Annotated in this window: 20 protein-coding genes; 4 read left to right on the top strand and 16 right to left on the bottom strand. The window is 64.3% G+C overall.

Annotated elements, in window-relative coordinates:
• Nucleotides 1-72: 72 nt before the first annotated feature.
• On the top strand, nt 73-354 hold the full coding sequence (locus JFN91_RS10325; RefSeq protein WP_199389127.1) for a hypothetical protein: 282 nt from the start codon (nt 73-75) through the stop codon (nt 352-354).
• A gap of 88 nt (nt 355-442) precedes the next feature.
• On the opposite strand, the gene JFN91_RS10320 is transcribed toward JFN91_RS10325, so the two are convergent.
• Together JFN91_RS10320 and rsgA are read right to left on the bottom strand one after the other, a co-directional pair.
• Nucleotides 443-1,165: a spermidine synthase gene (locus tag JFN91_RS10320; RefSeq protein ID WP_199389126.1), complete on the bottom strand. Its 723-nt coding sequence runs from the start codon at nt 1,163-1,165 to the stop codon at nt 443-445.
• A gap of 16 nt (nt 1,166-1,181) precedes the next feature.
• Nucleotides 1,182-2,102, bottom strand: a complete 921-nt coding sequence (rsgA, locus tag JFN91_RS10315; protein WP_199389125.1) for a ribosome small subunit-dependent GTPase A — start codon at nt 2,100-2,102, stop codon at nt 1,182-1,184.
• A gap of 306 nt (nt 2,103-2,408) precedes the next feature.
• Here rsgA and JFN91_RS10310 point away from each other — a divergent pair, with 306 nt between their 5' ends.
• Nucleotides 2,409-2,846 carry a GSU0071 family protein gene (locus JFN91_RS10310; RefSeq protein WP_199389124.1) on the top strand — a complete coding sequence of 146 codons (438 nt, stop codon included), beginning with the start codon at nt 2,409-2,411 and terminating at the stop codon, nt 2,844-2,846.
• On the opposite strand, the gene JFN91_RS10305 is transcribed toward JFN91_RS10310, so the two are convergent.
• From JFN91_RS10305 to JFN91_RS10280, 6 genes are all read right to left on the bottom strand, one after another.
• On the bottom strand, nt 2,795-3,451 hold the full coding sequence (locus tag JFN91_RS10305) for an HAD family hydrolase (protein WP_199389123.1): 657 nt from the start codon (nt 3,449-3,451) through the stop codon (nt 2,795-2,797). The genes JFN91_RS10310 and JFN91_RS10305 overlap by 52 nt on opposite strands.
• A gap of 174 nt (nt 3,452-3,625) precedes the next feature.
• Nucleotides 3,626-5,794 carry an alpha/beta fold hydrolase gene (locus JFN91_RS10300; protein ID WP_199389122.1) on the bottom strand — a complete coding sequence of 723 codons (2,169 nt, stop codon included), beginning with the start codon at nt 5,792-5,794 and terminating at the stop codon, nt 3,626-3,628.
• On the bottom strand, nt 5,791-6,552 hold the full coding sequence (locus JFN91_RS10295) for a glycerophosphodiester phosphodiesterase (RefSeq protein WP_199389121.1): 762 nt from the start codon (nt 6,550-6,552) through the stop codon (nt 5,791-5,793). The genes JFN91_RS10300 and JFN91_RS10295 overlap by 4 nt, the downstream gene beginning before the upstream one ends.
• A gap of 87 nt (nt 6,553-6,639) precedes the next feature.
• Nucleotides 6,640-8,130: a phosphate acyltransferase gene (locus JFN91_RS10290; RefSeq protein WP_199389120.1), complete on the bottom strand. Its 1,491-nt coding sequence runs from the start codon at nt 8,128-8,130 to the stop codon at nt 6,640-6,642.
• Entirely contained in the window at nt 8,114-9,199 is a 1,086-nt protein-coding gene (gene buk, locus JFN91_RS10285; protein WP_199389119.1) for a butyrate kinase, read from the bottom strand. The genes JFN91_RS10290 and buk overlap by 17 nt, the downstream gene beginning before the upstream one ends.
• 89 nt (nt 9,200-9,288) lie before the next feature.
• Nucleotides 9,289-9,756 (bottom strand): pyridoxamine 5'-phosphate oxidase family protein, encoded by a 468-nt coding sequence (locus JFN91_RS10280; protein WP_199389118.1) that lies wholly within the window; start codon nt 9,754-9,756, stop codon nt 9,289-9,291.
• Nucleotides 9,757-10,151: 395 nt separating this feature from the next.
• Between JFN91_RS10280 and JFN91_RS10275 the strand changes: the two genes are divergently transcribed.
• Both JFN91_RS10275 and JFN91_RS10270 read left to right on the top strand, forming a co-directional pair.
• Nucleotides 10,152-12,188: a methyl-accepting chemotaxis protein gene (locus tag JFN91_RS10275; protein ID WP_199389117.1), complete on the top strand. Its 2,037-nt coding sequence runs from the start codon at nt 10,152-10,154 to the stop codon at nt 12,186-12,188.
• Between the two features lie 203 nt (nt 12,189-12,391).
• Entirely contained in the window at nt 12,392-12,886 is a 495-nt protein-coding gene (locus tag JFN91_RS10270) for a chemotaxis protein CheW (RefSeq protein ID WP_199389116.1), read from the top strand.
• A 440-nt stretch (nt 12,887-13,326) separates the two neighbouring features.
• On the opposite strand, the gene JFN91_RS10265 is transcribed toward JFN91_RS10270, so the two are convergent.
• From JFN91_RS10265 to JFN91_RS10230, 8 genes are all read right to left on the bottom strand, one after another.
• The gene (locus tag JFN91_RS10265) at nt 13,327-15,036 is read right to left on the bottom strand and encodes a methyl-accepting chemotaxis protein (RefSeq protein ID WP_199389115.1); all 1,710 of its coding nucleotides are present in this window, start codon (nt 15,034-15,036) and stop codon (nt 13,327-13,329) included.
• Nucleotides 15,037-15,316: 280 nt separating this feature from the next.
• Nucleotides 15,317-15,952, bottom strand: coding sequence for a response regulator (locus JFN91_RS10260; RefSeq protein WP_199389114.1), 636 nt, complete (start codon nt 15,950-15,952; stop codon nt 15,317-15,319).
• 125 nt (nt 15,953-16,077) lie between these two features.
• Nucleotides 16,078-16,728 (bottom strand): response regulator, encoded by a 651-nt coding sequence (locus tag JFN91_RS10255; RefSeq protein ID WP_199389113.1) that lies wholly within the window; start codon nt 16,726-16,728, stop codon nt 16,078-16,080.
• The gene (locus JFN91_RS10250; protein WP_199389112.1) at nt 16,725-17,819 is read right to left on the bottom strand and encodes a PAS domain-containing sensor histidine kinase; all 1,095 of its coding nucleotides are present in this window, start codon (nt 17,817-17,819) and stop codon (nt 16,725-16,727) included. Before JFN91_RS10250 ends, JFN91_RS10255 begins: the two co-directional genes overlap by 4 nt.
• 1 nt (nt 17,820) lies before the next feature.
• On the bottom strand, nt 17,821-18,708 hold the full coding sequence (locus JFN91_RS10245) for a Rossmann-like and DUF2520 domain-containing protein (protein WP_199389111.1): 888 nt from the start codon (nt 18,706-18,708) through the stop codon (nt 17,821-17,823).
• 315 nt (nt 18,709-19,023) lie between these two features.
• A complete protein-coding gene (locus JFN91_RS10240; RefSeq protein ID WP_199389110.1) occupies nt 19,024-19,248 on the bottom strand; it encodes a hypothetical protein in 225 nt (74 codons plus the stop codon).
• A gap of 151 nt (nt 19,249-19,399) precedes the next feature.
• Nucleotides 19,400-19,687 carry a DUF3553 domain-containing protein gene (locus tag JFN91_RS10235; protein WP_199389109.1) on the bottom strand — a complete coding sequence of 96 codons (288 nt, stop codon included), beginning with the start codon at nt 19,685-19,687 and terminating at the stop codon, nt 19,400-19,402.
• Between the two features lie 238 nt (nt 19,688-19,925).
• Nucleotides 19,926-20,792, bottom strand: coding sequence for a L,D-transpeptidase (locus JFN91_RS10230; protein ID WP_199389108.1), 867 nt, complete (start codon nt 20,790-20,792; stop codon nt 19,926-19,928).
• Nucleotides 20,793-20,865 lie beyond the last annotated feature (73 nt).

Raw genomic sequence — 20,865 nt, 5'->3', positions numbered from 1 at the left:
GTCAAGGCAGGGGGGAGCGGCGCCGTGCTAGCCTGCGGCACGCTGATGATCCAAAAGTAACAGGGAGGAAAGATGTGCGACTGCGGTTCGGGTAGCTCCAGGGCCGGTGGCCCCTACGCTACGGGCAGGGAACTGGTTGAGTTTGTGTTGGCGGCGCACGGCGGGCGGGTGGCTTGTTCGCCGCTGCCGACCGCTTTAGAGGTGTGCTGCCAGGAATGTGGCAGGGATTTCGTGCTGCAGACCTTCGTGCAGGGATGCCCCTCCTGCGGCGGCGTGCACGCGGTGTCTCCGCCGAGGGCGAACGACCCTGCGGCGGTACAGTACGCGGGTGCTGATTTCGGCGCCGCCGCCTGAGTCGAGGCGATACGTGAAGACGGGGGCGAAACATCGCCCCCGTCTTTTATTTGACAACCAGGTGGCAACGCCCAGCGGCCATCCGGCGCTAGCGGCGCGGTGAGCGCTTCGGACGCGGCCCGGGACCGGGTTCGGGGCGGGACGCCAGGCGGGCCAGGAAGACCACGTGGCGCAGGCCGCCCCGGCCGGGACGGTCGCAGGTAACCGAGAAACCGGCCTGGCGCAGGCGCTTGTCGAAGCCCTGGTCGTAATTCTCGCCCCAGACGGCGAAGACGCCCCCCGGCTTCAAGGCCCCCTTGCTCATCTCGATGGCGATCTCGCCGTAGAGTGGGTCCATGATCTTGTCCGTCCTGGCATGCGGCCCGGTGTACAGGTCGAGCACGATGGCGTCGAAGCGGTTGTTGTTCATGGCGCTGCGCCTGATCACGTCCGCCACGTTGGCGATCTCCACCTCGACCCGCGGGTCGTCGGCCGCCCCGTTGGTCAAAGGCGCCAGCGGTCCGCGGCACCACTGCAGCACCACCGGGTTCAGTTCCGCGACCAGCACCTTGGCCGTCTCCGGCAACTGGTCCAGCACCGCCCGCAGGGTGATCGCCATCCCCAGCCCCCCCACCAGTACCCGCGGCGCTGCCGCGTCCTTCAGGTGCCCGCAGGCCACCTCGCCGAGGGCAACCTCGGAGCGATGCAGCGAGCTGTTCATCAGGACCAGCCCGTTCGCGGTGATCAGGAAGTCCCGCTCGCCCCGTTGTCTGAGTTCCAGGACCCCGTCGCCGGTAGTCACGCTTTGCAATACTTTCCAGGGTACGGCCATGTATCTCCTCTTCTGATTATTTTTTCCAGTTGCGCCGCTGCGCCGCCTCTTCCAGGGCCTCGACCTCGCCCAAAAGCACCAGGTAGGTCTGGTAGCGCTCCTCGGTGATCCCGCCCGAGGCGACCTCGTCACGCACCGCGCATCCCGGCTCCTGGCGGTGACGACAGTCGTTGAAGCGGCAGCGATGCTCCTGCAGCGCCTCGAAGCCGGGGAACCAGGCGGCCAGTTCGGGAACGGTTATGTCGACGAGGCCGAAATCGCGGAAACCGGGGGTGTCGACGAGTTCCCCCCCGCCGGGAAGGGCGTGCAGGGACGATACGGTGGTGGTGTGCCGGCCGGTCCAGTTGTAGTCGGAGAGCTCACCCACCTTCAGGTTCAGCTCGGGGCAGAGCGCGTTCATCAGCGAGCTCTTCCCCGCGCCGGTGGTGCCGACGAAGGCGCCCCGGTGCCCCTGGCGCAGGAACTCCCGCAGCGGATCGAGGCCGGTGCCGGTGACGGCGCTCAAGGGGAAGAAGGGAACAATGCCGCCATAAACGCCAGCAGTGGCATCACTTAGCTCCGCTGACTCGGGGAGGTCGCACTTGTTGAAGACGACGAAAGGGGAAAGCCCTGCGGCGCGGGCAGCAACGATGGCGCGGTCGAGAAACCCCGAGGGGGTCCCGGGAGCTAGCACTACGCCGAGCACGTCAAGGTTGGCGGCCAAGAGGTGAACGCCACCCCGGGCGTCGCGCCGGCTCAATTCGGTCCTCCGGGGCAGCCGGTTCAGGACCTCGCCGGCTACAGTGACCTGGTCGCCGACCACGTGGCCGGAGTTGCGCTTCACCTTCACCATGCGCCGCTCGCCCGTCTCGAAAAGCACCTCGACGGCCACCCCGAAATGGGAAACGATCAACCCCTGCTCGGCCCCGCTCTTCCCCTGCTGATTCTTGTTACCCATACCCCTCCATGTCCAAGTTTCAGGCAGTTGCAACCCCTCTAGCTTTCGGACAGGCTCCGAGAGTACGGCAGGAGCGAAAAGTTGTCAACTAAAGCAAATTTGCGCCGATAAATGCGACAGATAGATGCGGCGGGAGCGGTTGACACCGACGTTGTTTTGCACCATAGTTTGCCTTATGCAAGAGTCCGGCCCCGCGGTGCCAGAACCCATTTTCACTACTAGATTCGAAGGGCGAATCAACGCCCCTCACATAGAGATCCAACCGGACGCAGGAACTTAACTACCAGGCGTCCAAAGGTGGCGGCTATGAGTAAAGAGACAGTGGATGAAGCGATCGACATGTACGTGAAGGAACGGATGGTGAGAGGGAAACAGATGGCCATTACCCATTTCCTGGCGAGCCTGTACCTCAAGGAACAAAGCGAAGGGATCATCGAGTGCATGCGCAGGGTGCGCGGGCTCACCCGCTACTATATGGACCTTACCAAGGTGATGCTCAACCCGTTCAAGGGCCCCGAGGTTGCCTGGCTCTTTTCCATGGTGAACATCGCGGTCTACGCCTGCTTCCTGCTCTCGGTCGAGGACCAGAGGATGCTGGGCATCGCACTTCTCTCCGGGACCCTGGTCAACGGCGGCTACCTGATCCACAACATGACCAGGAAGTGGTGCGACATGCACGTCATGTTGGCCATTTACGACGAGATCGTGCAGATAGCCGACCACGAACTGGAGACGCTGGTCTGAAGCGCCTGCGCCAACTCGGCCAGGCTCCCCACCGCGAGGTCGGTGAGTTCGGGCCAGCGGAAGGCGCGGGCAGGGTCGACGTGGACGGTGCCGGCGCCGGCCGCGCGACCGGTCTCAAGATCAAAGGCGTAATCACCCACCATAACCAGTGCCGCTGCGGGAACTCCCCAGCGGCACGCCAGTTTGTGGATGCCGTCCGGGTCGGGCTTGGCCCGCGCGTCGTCCCGCCCCAGCACGTCCCCCGCCCCGATGAAATCCATGAGCCCGATGCGCGCCAGCGTGGTGAGCGCGTTCTCCTTCGTGTTGCGGGTGAGCACGCCGATGCGGGTACCGCGCCCGTGCAAAAGCTGCACTAGTTCCAGCGCACCTTCCGCCGGTTCGGTCCGCCCCGCCAGTTCCTCCTCGATCGACTGCAAAAGCGCCCGCGCCCGCACCCCCTCCGCCTCGGGCAGCCCCTCCAGGTGCCCCAGGATGTCGCTTCCTTGCGGGACTCCCAGCACGTTCCTGATGTGGGCGAAGTCGTGAATGGCGACGGTAAGGGTCCCGTCCAGGTCAAAAACCCAGTGTCGTTTCTGCAATATGCCGTGCGCTTTGTCGTTTTCCATACCACCTTTGTAGCAGATCCCGACAGATCTGGAAAGCCCGCTACCCCTGCTTGCCGGTCAGCGTGTTGCAGCGGCTGCAAGTCCCCCCTCCCCTTTCGGGAGGGGGTTAGGGGGTGGGGGTAGGTGCCACATTTGCGGTCATGGCAAGGTCACCCACCCCCCTGCCCCCTCCCGTCAAGGGAGGGGGAGAGGCTCGGCCTTGAGCAGGGTGTCCAGGAACGTCCCCACCGCGGCGTGAACGTCCTCCGACCCCGGCCCCGCCAGGATGCCGTGGCGCTGCAGCGGGAACCTCTGGTAGCTCTTCTGTTCGCTCCCCAGCATCTCGAAAAGCCGCTGCGAGCCGCGCGGGTCGACCACCGGGTCCCCCTCGGCCTGCAGCACCAGGACCGGCGTCCTGATACCGGCCAGCTTGGGCTCCAGCTCACTCATGAAACGCTCCATGGCGCGCAGCGCGCTGACCGGGATCCTGGAGTAATTGAGCTCCGGGCGTTCCGGCACGCTCTCCACGAACTCCTTCTTGGCCCACTGATAGCTGAAAACGTCCATGACCCGGTTCCAGACCGTTACCGCCGGGGCAAAGCGGGAGGAGATGTCCAGCAGCCGCTGCGGCGGACAGACCGCAAAGACTCCCGCCGCGTCGCCTACCCGGCGGGCGCAGTCGAGCGCCACGCCGCCGCCGAAGGAGAATCCCCCCACCACGACCCGGTCGCACAGCGACTTCATCAGGGCATAGCCCAGGTCCACCGACTCCATCCAGTCGCTGCCGCTTCTGAGGGCCAGGTCCTCGGGGGAGGTGCCGTGCCCCTTCAGGCGCACCAGGTAGACCCAGAGCCCCTTCTGCTGCAGGTAGCGGGCGAGGTCCAGCATCTGCGCCGGGACCGAAAGGAGGCCGTGCACCAGCACCACCCCCAGCCGGCGCAAGTCCCCTTTCAGCAGCACGGGCATACCCACCTCGCTCTCCTTGCTCTCCCCCTCGCGGTAGTAGGTGCGATAGTCGGCGTCGAACTCCTCCAGAGCCTGGCGCTCCAGGATCTGCGCCACCTTCCTGCGTACCAGCCAGACCGGCAGCCAGTCGATCAGGTGCACCTCGCGCTGCAGTTGGGTGAGCGGGAGCACCTCGTTGGCGATGACACCGATGGGGTTGTCGATCCTGGCGCGCTGCATCTCGAAGGGTGCCGAGAACTTGGCGCGGTCCTTCACCAGCGCCCCGTTTTTCTGCACCACCACCCCCTTCTCCAGCGCCAGCTCGCGGAACTCCCGGTACTTGTGATAGCGGTCGTCGGTCAAAAGCGAGACCTGGTCGGTGCTGAGGCTCTGGTGCAGTTTGCAGGTGATATGCCTGGGGCAGAGCTTGGTCAGGAGAAACGCCCTGCGCCGGAAGTCGTCCTCGTCGATGGTCTTGAAGGGGTAGGCACGCAACAGCGAAGCGAAGAGATGGTCGTGGTTCACCGTGGTGAGTTCGTAGATGCTGCTCATGTAGCGCTGCATGAGACGGTTGGCCTCGTACTTCATCTCGTTGATGGACGGGAGGCGATCGTCGAAGCCGTAACTGGCAGTGGAGACGATGTCGGCCTCGACCTCCCGGCTCCTGAGATACGTGGAGGGGTCGATGGGGCTGCCGAAGCGGATGTCGATATCCACGCCGGAGAGAAGCATGCTCCCCTCGGTGAGGATCTCCTCCTTCAGGTGCTGGGGCGCCTCGCGCAGGAAGAGCTCGCTGAGCCTGCTGAGGGCGTTCTCCCGGGCGCGCAGCGGGTAGTAGGTGATGTTCACCGGGACGATGTGGCACTTCCCCTTCTTGAGCGGCCCCAGGTCGGGGATCTGGAACATCCCCTGCAGCCGCGCCACCTCCTCCGGAGCCACGGTCTGCAGCCTCAGCATCCTCTGGCGGTAGAACTCGGTGCGCAGTGCCAGCGTCGCGGCACCCGAGCGGGGACGCACACCGCTGGAGGGGAGCAGCAGCCGCTTGCGGAACAGCTCTTTGTCCTTCACCATGCGCCCTTCCGGGAAGATGATCCAGCTCGCCTCGCCGGTCAGGAGGGTCTTCACGATGACCCGGTCGCGGTCCGGGTTCTTGGTGGATACCGCACCCATCAGGTCCAGGAAGCTCCCCAGCGGCCCCGCAAACAGGGAGGCGTCGGCGAGCGACCAGACCGGGATCTTGGTCAGGCGGTAGATGTGGTAGGGGAGCAGCACCGTTTCGATGCGGGTGAAGTGGTTCACCACGAAGATGACCGCCCCCTCGGGGATGTGCTCCTTGCCGTGCACGTTCACCCGCAGCTTGGAGAACCCCTGCAGCATGGCGATCATCCGGCCGGTGGCTAGATAGGCCTTGCGGTTCATGCTTTCTCCCGGGGGAGCTCCAGGGCGCGGCGCAGCCAGCCCGGGCGGTTGGTCATGATGGAGTCGACGCCGAGGTCGGCGAGCCTCGCCGCATCCTTTGCCGAATCGACGGTCCAGACGTGGATCTCCAGCCCGCGTTGGCGCAGTTCCCGGACCAGCGCGGCGTCCAGGATGGCGCGGTCGCGGCTGGCCAGCCCGTCGGCGCCGGTCTCGGCCAGCCGCGCGAGCACCTGGGCCGGGGCCGGGTGCCAGCCGCCGCGCCAGCGGTAGTCGCACAGCCAGCAGGCGCGGTAGTCCGGGAGTCGTTCCTTGAGCACGGCCACCAGCAGGTGGTCGAAGGCAAGAAAGCGGATCCGGTCCGCCGGTACGGCGGCGCGGGCCAGGTCGGCGGCCAGCGGAGCGATGATCTCGGGGCCGCACTTCAACTCGACGAAGAGCCTCTTGCCGGCGGGGAGCATAGCGAGCACCTGGGCCAGCGTCGGGATCGGCTCGCCCCGCCACTGGGCACCCTTCCAGTTCCCGGCGTCCAGGCGCTGCAGTTCGGCCAGGGTGGAGTCGACCACAGTGAGTTCCACACCGGTGGTGCGGGAGGTGCCGGAATCGTGCAGGCAGACGATGTGGCCGTCGCTGGTGAGACGGAAGTCGGCCTCGATACCATCCGCCTGCTGCGCGAAGGCGAGCCTGAACGAGGCGAGGGTGTTTTCGGGAGCGTCACGGGAGGCGCCACGGTGGCCGATGATGAGCGGGGTGCTGGGCATGCTTTCCTCGTGTCGGAGTGATCAAACGTTCATTAGCATACCCGGCCGCTGTCGGGAAAGCAAACGGCAAAGGGAAGGAGGTGCCGTTCATCCCTCACGGCGCAGGTAGTGACCGTAGAGGGAACTGGCGCAGATGGTGAGGAACTTGGTGAGGTCGCTGTCGCTTCTCGAGGTGAGGATGACGGGAGCCCGGGCGCCCAGGACCACGTTGGCCACCTCGGCCCCCATGGTGAAGACCCAGCTCTTGTAGAGGAAGTTCCCACCGGAGATGTGCGGCACCACGATGATATCGGCCTGCCCCGCGACGGGGTTGCCGGTGAGCCCCTTCTTGCGCACCGAGTCGGGGTAGAGGGCGAGGTCGTAGGAGAGCGGTCCGAAGACGTCGGCCTGCGGCCACTGGCGCCGGGACAGTTCCTGTTCCAGCATGGTGGTGGGGATGTTGGCGGAGGGGACCTCGTTGGCCTCCAGAAGCGCCACCTTGGGGCGCTCGACGCCCAGGGCGCGCGCCACCTGGACCGCATTGTCGATGATGTCGATGGCGGAGGCCGCCTCCTGGTGCGCGAAGAGCTCGGGGTTTATGGCCGGGTCGGTCAGGAAGATGAGCCGCTCCACGCCGGGGAGCTCGAAGATGCTCACGTTGGAGAGCCTTCTGCCGGTGCCGATGCCGGTCTCCTTGGAGAGCACCGCCTTCATCAGGATGGCCGTGTTGATCCCCCCTTTCATGAGCAGATCTCCCTGCCGGGTCGCCACCAGCTCCACGCCGAGGCGCGCCGCCTCCCGTTCATGGTCGTCGCCGCTGCCGACCGGGATGAAGCGGTACTGCTGTTCGAAGATCATGAGGTCGGCGCACGACTCACGCACCCGGTCCGGGTCCCCCACCAGGAAGACCGACTCCAGGATCCCTTCCTCGATCCCCTTGTTGACCGCCTTCAGCGATCCTGCATCCGGGCAGACCAGGACCACCTTCTGGCGCGGGGCGAGCCTGGCCGCCTCGATGAGGCTCTTCATGCCGTGCCCCTTGGTGAGCTGCAGCATGGACTCGCCCTTGTAGAGCACCGCCATCAGCCGTGTGTGTTCGCTGAGGGAGACCAGCACGTGCGGCAGCAGCGAGTCGAAATAGAGGGAATCGCCCGCTTCAAGGTGAAAGGGCTCGCCGTCCACGGTGACCTGCAGCTCGCCGGAGAGGACGAACAGGAACTCCTCGCCCGGGTGGCGGCTCAGGTCCGGCTCCGTTTCCGGGGCGCGGTACAGGTCGACCACGAAGGGCTCCAGGTGCCGGCCGCCGAAGGCCTGGGCCAGGCTCTCGTAGTGCAGGGCGTTACGGCGGTCCACGCCGACCCGCTCGTCCCTGCCGGTCTTGACCGCGCGTCGCCGCGACTCCTGGTCGCCGCCGAGAAGGCGCGAGATGCCGACCCCCAGGAAGGTAGCCAGGCGCAACAGCTCCGATATGCCGGGAGAAAGCTGGTCGGCGAGCACCCGGTCCAGGGTCTCTTCGTCCCACCCCAACGCCTCGCGTACCTCGTCCATCGGCACGCCCTTGGCCGCGACCACCGCCCTCAGGTTAGGCCCGATCTTCATCGATTCCTCCCGGGTAACGGCGCGCCTCTTCGGTGCCGGTGAGCACCCTGAGGGCGCCGTCGATCAGCGCCTCGATCTCGAATTCCCCGGGACGCACGAACAAGGGAGCGATGAACTGCACCCGCTGCCGTATCCCCTCCACCACGGTCGCGCTGAAGGCGAGCCCCCCGGTGAGGACGATGCCGTCCACCGCGCCGGCAAGGGCGGCGGCCAGGGCGCCGATTTCCTTAGCGATCTGGTACACCATGGCCTCCAGCACCAGCGCGGCCCAGTGGTCGCCCTCTCTGGCGTTTTCCTCGGCCTCACGCAGGTCCACCGTCCCCAGGTAGGAGAAGACGCCCCCCTTGCGGGCCACGATGCTTTTCAGTTGCTCGGTGGTGAAGGCGCCGCGCTCCACGAGTTGCAGCACCCCGATCACCGGCAGGCCGCCGGTGCGCTCGGGGGAGAAGGGGCCGTCGCCGTTCAGGCCGTTGTTGACGTCCACCACCTGCCCCAAGCGGTGCGCCCCGACGGTGATGCCTCCGCCGAGGTGTGCCACGATCAGGTTCAGCTCCTGGTAGGGCCGCCCCAGCTCCCGCGCCACCTCGCGCGCCACCGCCTTCTGGTTCAGCGCGTGGAACATGCTGCGCCGCTCGATGCCCGCCATGCCCGAGATGCGCGCCACCGGCCACATCTCGTCGATGACCGGCGGGTCCACCACGTAGGCCGGTACGTCCAGGCGCGCCGCCACCGCGTGGGCCATGACCCCGCCCAGGTTGGCCGCGTGCTCGCCGTTCACCCCCCGCATCAGGTCCTCCAGCAGGGGCTCGTCCACCAGGTACACGCCGCTGGGCACGGATCTAACCAGCCCGCCCCGCCCCACCACCGCGTCCCAGCGCACCTGCTCGACGCCGGTTTCACGCAGGTAGCGCACCAGGTGCTCCATCCGGTAGTCCAGCTGTTCCATCACGGCGTGGAAGCTCTCAATCTCGCGGCGAGGGTGCTCGATGGTCGCCTTGACGAGCCTCCCCGCGCGCCGCACCCCTACCTTGGTCGACGTGGAACCGGGATCGATGGCCAGGATGTTCATGGGGGACCTCGCTTGTTGAGCGGTCAGTGATTGCTCTTGGGGGTCAGTGGTCAGTGGTTGCTGTGGCGGTCAATGGTTATAGGTGACGGTCAAAGGTTACTCTTGGCTGCCATCGAGGAGATGTCGACGGCGAACACCGTCGTTGCAGCGAGGGTCCCCTCCGGGAACTGGAAGCTCTCACCGGGAGCGTACTGAGCCATGATTATACCGAGCGCCTCGCACTTTTCCCGGTAGCCGTCGATCACCCGCGCGGTGCCGAACCCGACCACGCTGCGGAACTTCATGGTGAAGTCGCAGGGCTTTTCCGCCGGCAGTACCGCTCCATGCTCCACCACGGTGAAGCAGACGCGGTTGTTCTGCTCGATAACCTCCAGTTTCTTCCCCGCCGCGGCACAGTGGAAGTACAGGGTCGAGTCACGGTAGCCGTAGTTCATGGTAACCAGGTAGGGCTCGCCCTGTGCCGCCAGCGCCAACTGGCAGACCGTCCCCTTCTCCAGGATCTCGTTGGTCAGCTGTGCCGAGAGCCGGCGGTCATTTCTTCTCATCGTATCATCCATATCACCCTCCAGTATTTCCTCTATCCTCATTCATGGCGCAGGTCAATAACTTAGTCATTTCATACGACTAAGGTGGCCATAATGCCTGTGTTGCCAAACAATGTCTAGGAGTTTTAGACACGCTGGCGTCCGATTCTCCTATTGCTCCAGGAAAACTATCTCTTAACTCCGCCTAAGCTGCGCCGATACATCTACATAGACAACGCAACCCGCCCCCTTTGACACACCCTTGCCGCTCCGACAGAGTCTCACCAGCATCATAACGGAACAGGAGAACGTCCCATGACTGTAATCCGGCCACCATCCGTTGCCTGACTTCGACACGCACCGTTCGCTCGGCCTGGGAACACCGGGCTGCACCGGCGAACCGATCTCAAAGCACACAGGAGAGAAACATGAAATGGTTCAATGACATGAAGATCGGCGGGAAAATCCTGGCGGTCGTAGCGTCGGTACTGCTGCTCGCCACGGCACTGGGGCTCTTCTCCATCTGGCAACTGGCACGCCTGAACCACGACACTACCGAGGTCACCACGCAGTGGCTGCCGGGTGTCAACGCGCTGGACGACATGCGCATCGGCATGGGCGACGTGCGCAACGCGGAATTCCAGCACGTCCTGGCCACGTCGCCGGAGGAGATGAAAAAATTCGAGAAGACCCTGGAAGAGGAGATCACCGGCATTAAAAAGGTGACGGCCCAGTACGAGAAGCTGGCCGATACCGCTGAGGAAAAAAAGAGCCTGCAGGAGTTCACCGCGGAGTGGGGCCAGTACCTGGCGGACCACCAGAAGGTCATCGAACTCTCCCGGCAAAACAAGAAGCAGCAGGCCCTGGCGCTTTTGCAGGGGGACGGGGCCAAGAGCTTCACCGAGGCGGTGGCCTCCATCGAGAAAGGGGTGGCCATGAACGACAAGGGAGCTGAAGAGGCGGCACACCGCGCGATCCAGACCTACCAAAGCTCCCGCTGGATGATCATCGCCGCCCTGGTGGCCGCTGTGCTGATCGGCGCCTTCCTGGCCGTCATGGTCTCGCGCAAGATCAGCCGCGCGCTTGGCACCGGCGTCGACGTGGCGGAAAAGCTGGCCCGCGGGGACCTGTCGGTAACCATCGAGGAGACGGGAAAGGACGAGACGGGGCAGCTTCTGGTCGCCATGCAAACCATGGTGGCGAGCATCAAGGCGCTGGTGGCGGACACCATGGCTCTCTCCGGCGCCGCCATGGAAGGGAAGCTCGCCAGCAGGGCCGACGCCTCCCGGCACCAGGGGGCCTATCGAGAGGTGGTGGAAGGGGTAAACGGCACTCTCGACGCGGTCATCGGCCCGCTCAACGTGGCAGCAGAATACGTGGAGCGCATCTCCAAGGGGAACATGCCGCCCGAGATCATGGAAGAGTACAAGGGTGACTTCAACGAGATCAAGAACAACCTGAACGTGCTGATCCGGGCCACCGACACCATCACCGCCGCCGCCAGGGAGGTCGCCGACGGCAACCTCACCGTCACCATCACCGAGCGCTCCGCCGAGGACGAGCTGATGCGCTCGCTGGGCAACATGGTCGGCAAGCTCTCCGAGGTGGTCAACGACGTCAAGAACGCCGCGGACAACGTGGCGGCCGGCAGCCAGCAGATGTCCTCCAGCGCCGAGCAGATGTCGCAGGGGGCCACCGAGCAGGCAGCGGCCGCCGAGGAGGCCTCCAGTTCCATGGAAGAGATGTCCTCCAACATCAGGCAGAACGCGGACAACGCCCTGCAGACCGAGAAGATCGCGGTGAAATCCGCGGCCGACGCGCAGGAGGGGGGCAAGGCGGTGGCGCAGACGGTGACCGCGATGAAAGAGATCGCCGGCAAGATCTCCATCATCGAGGAGATCGCGCGCCAGACCAACCTGCTGGCGCTCAACGCCGCCATCGAGGCGGCCCGCGCCGGCGAGCACGGCAAAGGGTTCGCCGTGGTCGCCTCCGAGGTGAGGAAACTGGCCGAGCGCTCCCAAAAGGCCGCGGCAGAGATCTCGGAATTGTCCTCCTCGAGCGTCGAGGTGGCCGAAACCGCCGGGGCCATGCTCTCCAACATGCTGCCGGACATCCAGAGAACGGCGGGGCTGGTGCAGGAGATCACCGCTGCCAGCAGGGAGCAGGACACCGGCGCCGAGCAGATCAACAAGGCCATCCAGCAGTTGGACCAGGTGATCCAGCAGAACGCCTCGGCCGCGGAGGAGATGTCGGCAACCGCGGAGGAGCTCGCCTCGCAGTCGGAGCAGCTGCAGCACACCATCAGCTTCTTCAAGGTGGCGCACTCCGCCTCGACGGCTGCCGCACCGCGCAAGGCGGCAGCCAAGCCGGCAAAGAAGGCTACAGCGCCGCCCCGCCCGCTCACTCATGCCGCTCCCCACGCCGTGGAGCTGGACCTGAACGACGAGGCTTTCGAGAGCTTCTAGAAAAATCGTTGGCTTCGGCGCAGCGGCTGCCGGGATTATAAGTTTATAACCATGATTTTTTTGACTCAATTTAGAGCGCAATGTGCCGATATGTTTGATGGGTTCCGGGCGCACAATGGGCGGAACCGGTTCGAGCTTAGCCTGATTGGTCGTTACTCATAGCGGGGCGCACCGACAGTCAAAACTGAGAGAGGAGAGAGAACATGGCGGTCGAGACAATCACGGAAACTACCCAGTATCTGACCTTCAAGCTGGAGGACGAGCTGTTCGCCCTGGACATCGGCAAGGTACGCGAGGTGCTGGACTTCACCTCCATCACCAAGGTGCCGCAAACGCCGGACTACATGCGCGGCGTCATCAACCTGCGCGGCAGCGTGGTCCCGGTGGTCGACCTGAGGCTGAAGTTCGGCATGGCGATGGCTGAGCAGACGGTCAACACCTGTGTCATCATCGTCGAGGTCGAGCTGGAGGGGGAGAAGGTGGTCATGGGCGCCATGGCCGACGCGGTCCAGGAGGTCATGGACCTGGAGCCGGACCAGATCGAGCCGCCGCCGCGCATCGGCACCAAGCTCAACACCGACTTCATCAAGGGGATGGGCAAGCACAACGAGCAGTTCATCATCATCCTCGATATCGACAAGGTCTTCACCAGCGGTGAGCTGGAGCTGGTCCAGGAGCTGGAAGGGGCCGCGGCCTAGCAGCTCCCGCCCAAGACCCACGGTCAGTAAAGGGGCAGTCGCTTGATGCGACTGCCCCTTTTGTTGTGCCCCTATCTCTACCTTGTCCTTCGTATCCCCCCTTCCCTTCCCCTGCAGCGCTGCACGGTCCCATCCGCAAGCGGCGTTCCGGTGCCGCACGTGCTCCAGAGGCTCCGGAGGTCAGGCTCGAGCAGCAAATCCCCCCTGTCCCCCTTTCGCAAAGGGGGGAACGTTGGTTCACGTGCACCACTTCGTAGGTAACATTTTCCCATCGCGTCCCCGGCGCCCCGTGACATTTTCCCACCGGCGTCCTCCCTCACCCGCCCTTCGTGCACCCTCTCCCGTGGGGAGAGGGTACACGAAAAAAAAGCGCCGTCCGGGGGGACGGCGCTGCATGGCATGGCATCACAGGCGGCCCTCAGGCCGCCGATACATTCAAATTAGTATTGCTCGAAATCGGCGTCGCTCGGGCTTTTGTCGTCCAGGTTGAAGTCGTGCCCCAAGGCCTTCTTTACCGGTGCCACAGTGGCGCCTGGGGCCGCAGCCTTGGCACGAGTCAACTGCTTCCCCTGCGCCGCGCCCGGCTTCACCGCGGGAGCAGCCTTCGCCGCAGGCGCGACCCTTCTCACCCTCTCGTCGCCGATCTTGAAGAAGGAAACCGCGGTCTGGAGTTGCTCGGCCTGGCTGGAGAGCTCCTCGGCGGTGGAGGCCATCTCTTCGGAGGCGCCCGCGTTGGACTGGATCACCTGGTCCAGTTGCTGAATGGCACGGTTGATCTGGTCCGCCCCGGTGTCCTGCTCCCTGCTCGCCACGCTGATCTCCTGCACCAGTTCGGCCGTCTTCTGGATGTCCGGAACCATCTTGGCCAGCAGATCCCCCGCCTTCTCGGCCACATCGACGCTGCTCGCCGAAAGCTCGCTGATCTCGGCCGCCGCCTTCTGACTCCGTTCCGCCAGCTTTCTCACCTCGGAGGCAACTACGGCAAAACCCTTGCCGTGCTCCCCGGCCCTGGCCGCCTCGATGGCCGCGTTCAGGGCCAGGAGGTTGGTCTGGCGCGCGATTTCCTCGATGATGCCGATCTTGCCGGCGATCTCCTTCATGGCGCTCACCGTCTCCTGGACCGCCACTCCCCCTTCCCGGGCGTCCTGGGCCGACTTCACCGCGATCTTCTCAGTCTGCGTGGCGTTGTCGGCGTTCTGCCTGATGTTGGAGGACATCTGCTCCATGGACGACGAGGCTTCCTCGGCGGAGGCTGCCTGCTCGGTGGCCCCCTGGGACATCTCCTCGGCCCCGGAGGAAAGCTGCTGGCTCCCCGCCGCCACGTTATCGGAAGCGCTCTTCACCTCGGCGACGATCCCTTTCAGGCGTCCTACCATGTTGTTGAGGGCCGCGGCCAACTGGCCGACCTCGTCCTTCTGGTCGAGATCAATGGTCTGGGTCAGGTCCCCATCCGCCACGACAGAGGCGAACTCGACGCCGCGCCGGAGCGGGACGCTGATCATGCGCGAGATGATGATTCCCAGCGCCAAGCCGAGCAGAACGCCGCCCGCCACCAGGCTCACCATCAGCGTCAGGCTCGCCTTGTAGATCCTGCTAGTTTCCAGCGATGCATCCTTGGCGTTCTCTTCCTTCAAGCGGGCCAGTTCGGTCAGGGTGTCGTCCACAACGGTCTGTTTGTTACGTGCCTCACCGAAGGAGAGCGTCACCGCGGCCGAACTGTCGTTCAGCTTGTCCTTCGCGCCGAGTTCGATCACCTTCTGCTGCAGCGCAAACCACTCTTCGTTGGCGGCCTCCAGCCGCTTCAGGATCGCCTTCCCCTTTTCGGAGTAGAACAGCGGCTTCGCCTTGTCCAGCCACTCCTTGTAGCCGGCCTTGTACTTGTTCATGTTGGTGATGTATTTCTCGCGCTCTTGCTGCGTGGTGGCGAGGAGGTAGTTCTTCTCGGCCCGGGAGATGTAGATCAGGTTGATGTTGGCCTCCTTGATGTAGGAGATCCCCAGCAGTTCCTTCATGTACATGTCATCGGCCATGTCGTTGATGGTCCCCATGTTGCGGATGCCGATGATCCCTACCACGGCCGTGATGACCGCTACCGCCACAAACGCCGCAACCAGCTTAGTGCCGACCTTCAGATTGGTGAACCATTTCATGCGCGCTCCGTCCTCCCTGTGTGGTTGTCGCTGCGGGGGCGCCTCTGATGCTGGCCCCTCGACGACTGTCACATGCTTCATCGACCGGAACGGCGGCCGGTGAATCAGAAAAACGCCTGCTTTGGGCGGCATTTTGGCCGAGATGGCAGCGGGACACGCGACCGGATGCGCCAGAAGAACGAAAGAACACGAACCTAAGGAGGAGGATTGTGAGAACGCGAGAAGCCGTGTGTGAACAGTGGGGCGAGACGGGGCGGTCCGGAGGGCAACGGGCCGGTGGTTAATCGAGAGGGAGCAGACCTTCCCTGATGGCAAACTTGGTCAGGCTGGCGATGTTGGTGAGGTTCAGCTTTTTCATCAGGTGCATGCGGTGGGTTTCCACCGTCTTGGGGCTGATCTGAAGCTGCGCGGCGATCTCCCGGGAGGTCTTGCCCTGGGCCATAAGCACCAGCACCTCTTCTTCACGCGAGGTGAGTGGCAACTTGCCCGCTGCCGCTTGCAGCTCGTGTTCCAGGACCCCTTGCAGGTGGGAACTGAGGTAGAAACCGTTGTCGGAAACTATCCGGACCGCGTCGACGATCTCTTCGGAGGGGCAGCTTTTGACCAGGAAACCTTTTGCCCCCGCATCCAGGGCCTGGCGCACCGAGCGCGCGTCGCCATACATGGAGAGCATCAGCACCTTTATGTCGGGAAAGGCGCTCAGGATGCAACGGCTTGCCTCGATGCCGTTGCCGTCGGGCATCACCAGGTCCATGAGAACCAGGTCCGGCTGCAGTTCGTAGGCGAGGCGCACCGCCTCCATCCCGCTGGCGGCCTGGGCCACAACCTCGAGGCCGGGTGCTTTCTCAAGCATCGCGATGAGACATTCACGGATCAACGTATGGTCGTCGGCAAGGAGGATTTTGGTGGTCCGCATCGTGTCCCGTTAGTTGCTGCTTCGCGAAGAATTCATGAACGCAAATGAGCGGCAACTCTAACAAATAGACACGGGTCACGGTATCAGGGTTTATATGAGACGCAGCGGAAATTTTCCTGAGGCATTCAGTTGTCCAGGCTGGTGAACCCTTCCCTGATGGCGAACTTGGTGAGTTCGGCGACGGAGTGCAGCTTCAGCTTCTTCATGACCTGCTGACGGTGGGTGTCCACGGTCTTCACGTTGATCTTGAGCAGGAAGGCGATGTTCTTGGCGTTGTTCCCCTCGGCGATCAACTGCAGCACCTCCCTTTCCCGCGGGGTGAGCGCCGCCTCCCCCTGCTGCAGGGAATCGGGGATCCGCTTGATGTAGTCCTCGATGACGACGCCGATGATACCCGAGCAGACGTAGATCTCGCCCGCCGCCACGGCCCGCACCGCATGCACCAGTTCGGCGGAGGTGCAGTCCTTGAGCAGGTAGCCGCGCGCGCCGGCCCGGAAAGCCTGGGCGACGAAACGCTTGTCCTTGTGCATGGAAAGGATCAAGACGCGCGCCGACGGGCACTCGACGCCGAGCCTCTGGGTCGCCTCGATACCGTTCATGCCCGGCATGCTGGTGTCCATCACGACCACGCCGGGCAATGCCTTGGCGGCTACGTCCAGCGCCGACCTGCCGTTGTCGGCGTCGGCGACCACCATGATGTCGGGGAATTTCTCCAGGAGGATGCGTATCCCCTCCCGGACTATGCTGTGGTCGTCGACTATCATCACGCGTGTCATCGCGAACTCCCTGTGTTGTTCTGATCGGCGCCCGGCAAGGGGACGCGGACCGTTACCCCGGTGCCGCCGGTGCCGGACCGTAACTCCAGTTGGCCACCCAGGTGCTGCACCCTTTGGCGGATGTTGAACAGGCCGAAACCGGACATGCCGCGATCCCCCTCCGCCTGCGCCGGGAAGCCTTTGCCGTCATCGACGACGGCAAGGTCCAGGTGCCCGGCTCCTTGCCTGATGGTTATGGAGACCTTGCCCGCCTCTGCGTGCTTGACCACGTTCACCAAAAGCTCACGCGCCACGTGGTACAGGGTCCCCCCCAGTTCGTCGTTGAGCCGGCAGGCCAGGTCGCTGCGCACCGTCACCTGCAGCTTGTGCTTGGCCTGGAACTGCTCCGCCAGCCAGTCCAGCGCAGCCTCGAGCCCCACTTCGTAGAGCAGCGGCGGGCTGATCTGGAAGGTGAGGCTGCGCACCTCCTGGATGGTCCGCTCCAGCAGTTGTTCCACGTCCCTGACCGTCTGGACCGCCGCGGCGGGAAGCTTGAAATCCTGCCGGCAGTCGCTGAGTTTCAGCTTGGCCAGGGCCAGGTTCTGGCCGATTTCGTCGTGCAGTTCGGCCGCGACGCGGCGGCGCTCCTTCTCCTCCGCCAGGGACAGCTCGTTGGCAAGGGCGCTCAGCTGCTCCTGATTGGTCAGCAAAAGCTCCTGTGCCTGCACCTGCTCGGTGATGTCGCGCGAGATGCTGTAGATGCCGCTTACCTTGCCGTTGCGGTCGAAGAGCGGCCCCTTGGTGGAAAGGAAGGTCCACGGCCGGCCCAACCGGTCGAGCACCTGCTCCTGCTGCGTGGAAGTAGTGCGCGACGCCATGATCAGGTGGTCGTGTTCGCGCAGCACCTGCACCATCTCGTCGGGAAAGAGGTCGCTGTCATCCTGTCCCAGGATCTCCTCCGCCGGCTTGCCGTACCACATGGCCGCCTGGCGGTTGATGAGCAGGTAATGCCCATCGAGGTCCTTGGCATAGATCAGATCGGGAGTGCCGTTCACCACGGCATCGAGCAGTTCCTGGGTCGTCTTGTGCTCTTGGTTCAACAGGTGAGGCATGTTACGAAGCTCCTGCCTTTTTGGTAGCCAGCAGTTCCTCAATCGCCGCCAGCCCGGATGGGGATGCCTGCCCCCGCTCCCGCGACAGTTCGGCAGCGACGCTGCCCAAGGCGCGGTAGATGAGCGCAAGCTGGGAGTCGAAGCCGTCCAGCGCGCCCAGTTGCCGGGCCACCACTCCGGCGTCGCCGCGGGCGATGGGGCCGGTCAGGGCGCGGGCGGTGCCGGCGCGGAAAACGTTGTCCACCGTGCCCCGCACCAGGGGCTCCATTACCTGCAGCGCGGTCTCGCGGGGCACTCCCCCCTTCTGAAAGGCCCGGAGCCCGGCCTCCATGAGGGCGGTGAGGTAGTTGCAGACCAGCACGGAACCGGCGTGGTAGACCGTCTTGAAGCGCGGGTCGATGGGAAAGATCCTCCCGCCGATAGCCCCGAACAGCTCCGCCAGGAGCTCCCGCGCCTGCGGGTCTCCCTCGATGCCACACCAGGTCCCGGCGAAATCTCCGACGCAGACGGCAGGATCGGCGAAGCTTTTCACGGGGTGCACGCTTGCCACCTGCGCCCCCATGGCCCGGGCGGGCTCCAGGATTTCGCTCCCAAGCGAACCGCTCAGATGGCACACCGTGGTGTGCTGGTCCAAGAGCCCGGCACGGCACAGCCCCCGGGCGCAGGCGGCGATGGCGTCGTCGGGACTGGCCACGAGGTACAGGTCGGCGCGCGACAGTTCCTGGAAATCGGCCACGGGGCGTCCCGCGCCGATAAAATCGGTCGCGGCCTGCGCGCTCGCCGCAGAACGGGTCAGGATCTCTTTGACCTGCATGACTCCCGCCTGCTGCAGCAGGCGCCCAACGGTCTTGCCCACGGCGCCGCAACCGATGATGCTGAAGCTTTTCATCACCTCTCCCCCTGAATCCGGACAACCCGCTCAGGGTACGACAAATTAAACGGGGGTGTCAACGTTACCGGCGCCGAAGGGAGGTGAGTTGCGTAAAGGATGAGGGAAACGGCCCGAAGGAGGGGACTGGCTCCGCAAAGTGCCTGTCCCCCTGGTGGGGATTGTTTGGCTGAGCTGAAGGGAGCGTTCCGCGAGAGGGACAGGCACCTGACGGAGCCAGTCCCTTCTGCCCCTCCTTTTGTGATCTGAACAGAAAATTCCCCCTCCGGGAAGAGGGGGAATTTAGGGGTGGCGGGACAAGGCGGGCAACGGTGTCTAGGGCTTGCCGTCCATGTTCAGGCTGTAGTCGTCCCCTTCGACGCACTCGCTGGAGGCCTGGAGAAACGACTCGTCCTGGGGGTCCTTGACGATCTCGATGACGCCGTGGTTGGCGGACCAGACCGTGCCGCAGACGCTGCATTCCGTGATCCCCTCGTGAAAACCTTCCGAGTCCAGGTTGGTGTCGACCTGCGCATGGTTCTTACATACCGGGCATTTCATGGTTCTCCTCCTCCCGCGGCAGTTGCGGTCGCTGATCTCATGAGAGAGATTATGACGGCATTTCCCAGCGTGGCAAGCGACAATTGTTCCGGCGCATCCCTGCCCGCGTATCGGCCGGTCGCCCTCCGTGCCGAGCGCTGCAGTCACCCTTTCACGGCTGGACCGTCGCCGGGGCCGCCGCTTTCTTGGGGCGGGGCGTTTTGGCGCGCGGTAGCCCCGTGCGTCCCTTCCCCCTACCCTTCTGGGTCTTCTTCACCGGCGGGTGGTAGCTGGCCGGGTCCGCGGGGTGGAGGTCGTCGAAGTGCGAGGAGATGATCTTTCTGACCGTGCCGTCGCTGAAGCGGATGGTCGCCCTGACTTCGTCCACCTCGACCACCTTGCCGCTGCCCCATTGCTGTGCCATTGCATGACTCACCACGCTGCCGCGTTTGACGATCATCTTAGTACCCTCGCTGGTGACGTATTTCGGTCCAGGGCGGACGCGTCGACACGCTCGGCCGGAAAGGTCGAGACTGCTGGCTGCGAACTTGGATCGATAGTTGGAAAGACTGATCAAGTGATCAAGAGACGTGACGACTGCTGCTGCAGGGAACGGCGCCCCGGGAAAATGGGCACCATGAGAATATACACCGGAAACGGGAAATGGACAGGGTATCGGGATTTTTTACGGGTACGGCTTAATGACCCGGCACGCCGGCCTGGGCAGGCGACACCACGGTGGACGACGGCACCGGCCGTAACAGTTCAGGCGGCACCTGCGGCTCGCCCATGATGATGACCGCCGGTCCGCGCAGCCTCTGCAACGCACCGGTGTCCCGGTTACCCACCGCCCACTGGTAGAGCTTCTTCGCGTCCATGAGCAGGGGCTTGGCGGGTTCGCCGTAGTAAGCGAGCTGCATCTCCTCGTCCGTGAGCCCGATGCAGCCGTGGGAGGCGGGGTAACCGGGGAGGTCACGGCCGTGAATCCAGTAGGAGGTCCAGCCGTCGTCCCGCTTGTCGACGTGGAAGCGGAGCCCGTAGTGCATCGGGTAGGGACGCTCCGTCCCCTCCACCGGGTAGAGGCTCGACTCGTGCTTCGGATCCACGGTATCGACCCGATAGTTGCCGTTTTTGAGGCGGTACTCGTCCACGCCGACCGCGACCGGGGCGGAAAAGACCAGCACGCCGAACTCGTAGGCGCCCAGGAACATCTCGTTCTGGTCGATGAGGATCAACTGCGGCTCCTTCTCGGCCTCGTAGTAGAGGGGGGGCATCGGGTTGAACTCCTTGATGTCCTCCATGTGCTTGGGGACCTTGACCGACATGCCGGTCAGGAAATGGCGCCGGTCCATGCGGTTGAAGCGCAGCCCGTCCTGCCACTGTTTGCCGAAGATCTTGTAGGGGGTGTCCTTGCCGGTGACCTTGACGCAGTCCCACTCGTAGAGGTAGTCGGTCGGATAGTGGATTTCACAAAGAGATCGGATCTTGTCGGCGGCAAAACAGGGTAGGCCGGTGGCGGCGAGGAGAATCAGCATGGTGCAGAGTGTGCGCAGCAGGGGGGTCATCGTGCGCCTCGTTCCTTGGCCAGTGAAGCGGCTGGCCGCCGGTTGTGAGACGACTTCATTATACCAAACCTCT

Origin of the sequence: Geomonas anaerohicana, from assembly GCF_016458305.1 — a bacterium.
In the GTDB taxonomy this organism is placed as follows: Bacteria; Desulfobacterota; Desulfuromonadia; order Geobacterales; family Geobacteraceae; genus Geomonas; species Geomonas anaerohicana.
Note: the sequence above shows the minus strand (reverse complement) of the source record. Positions and strands in the feature narration are given on the sequence as shown.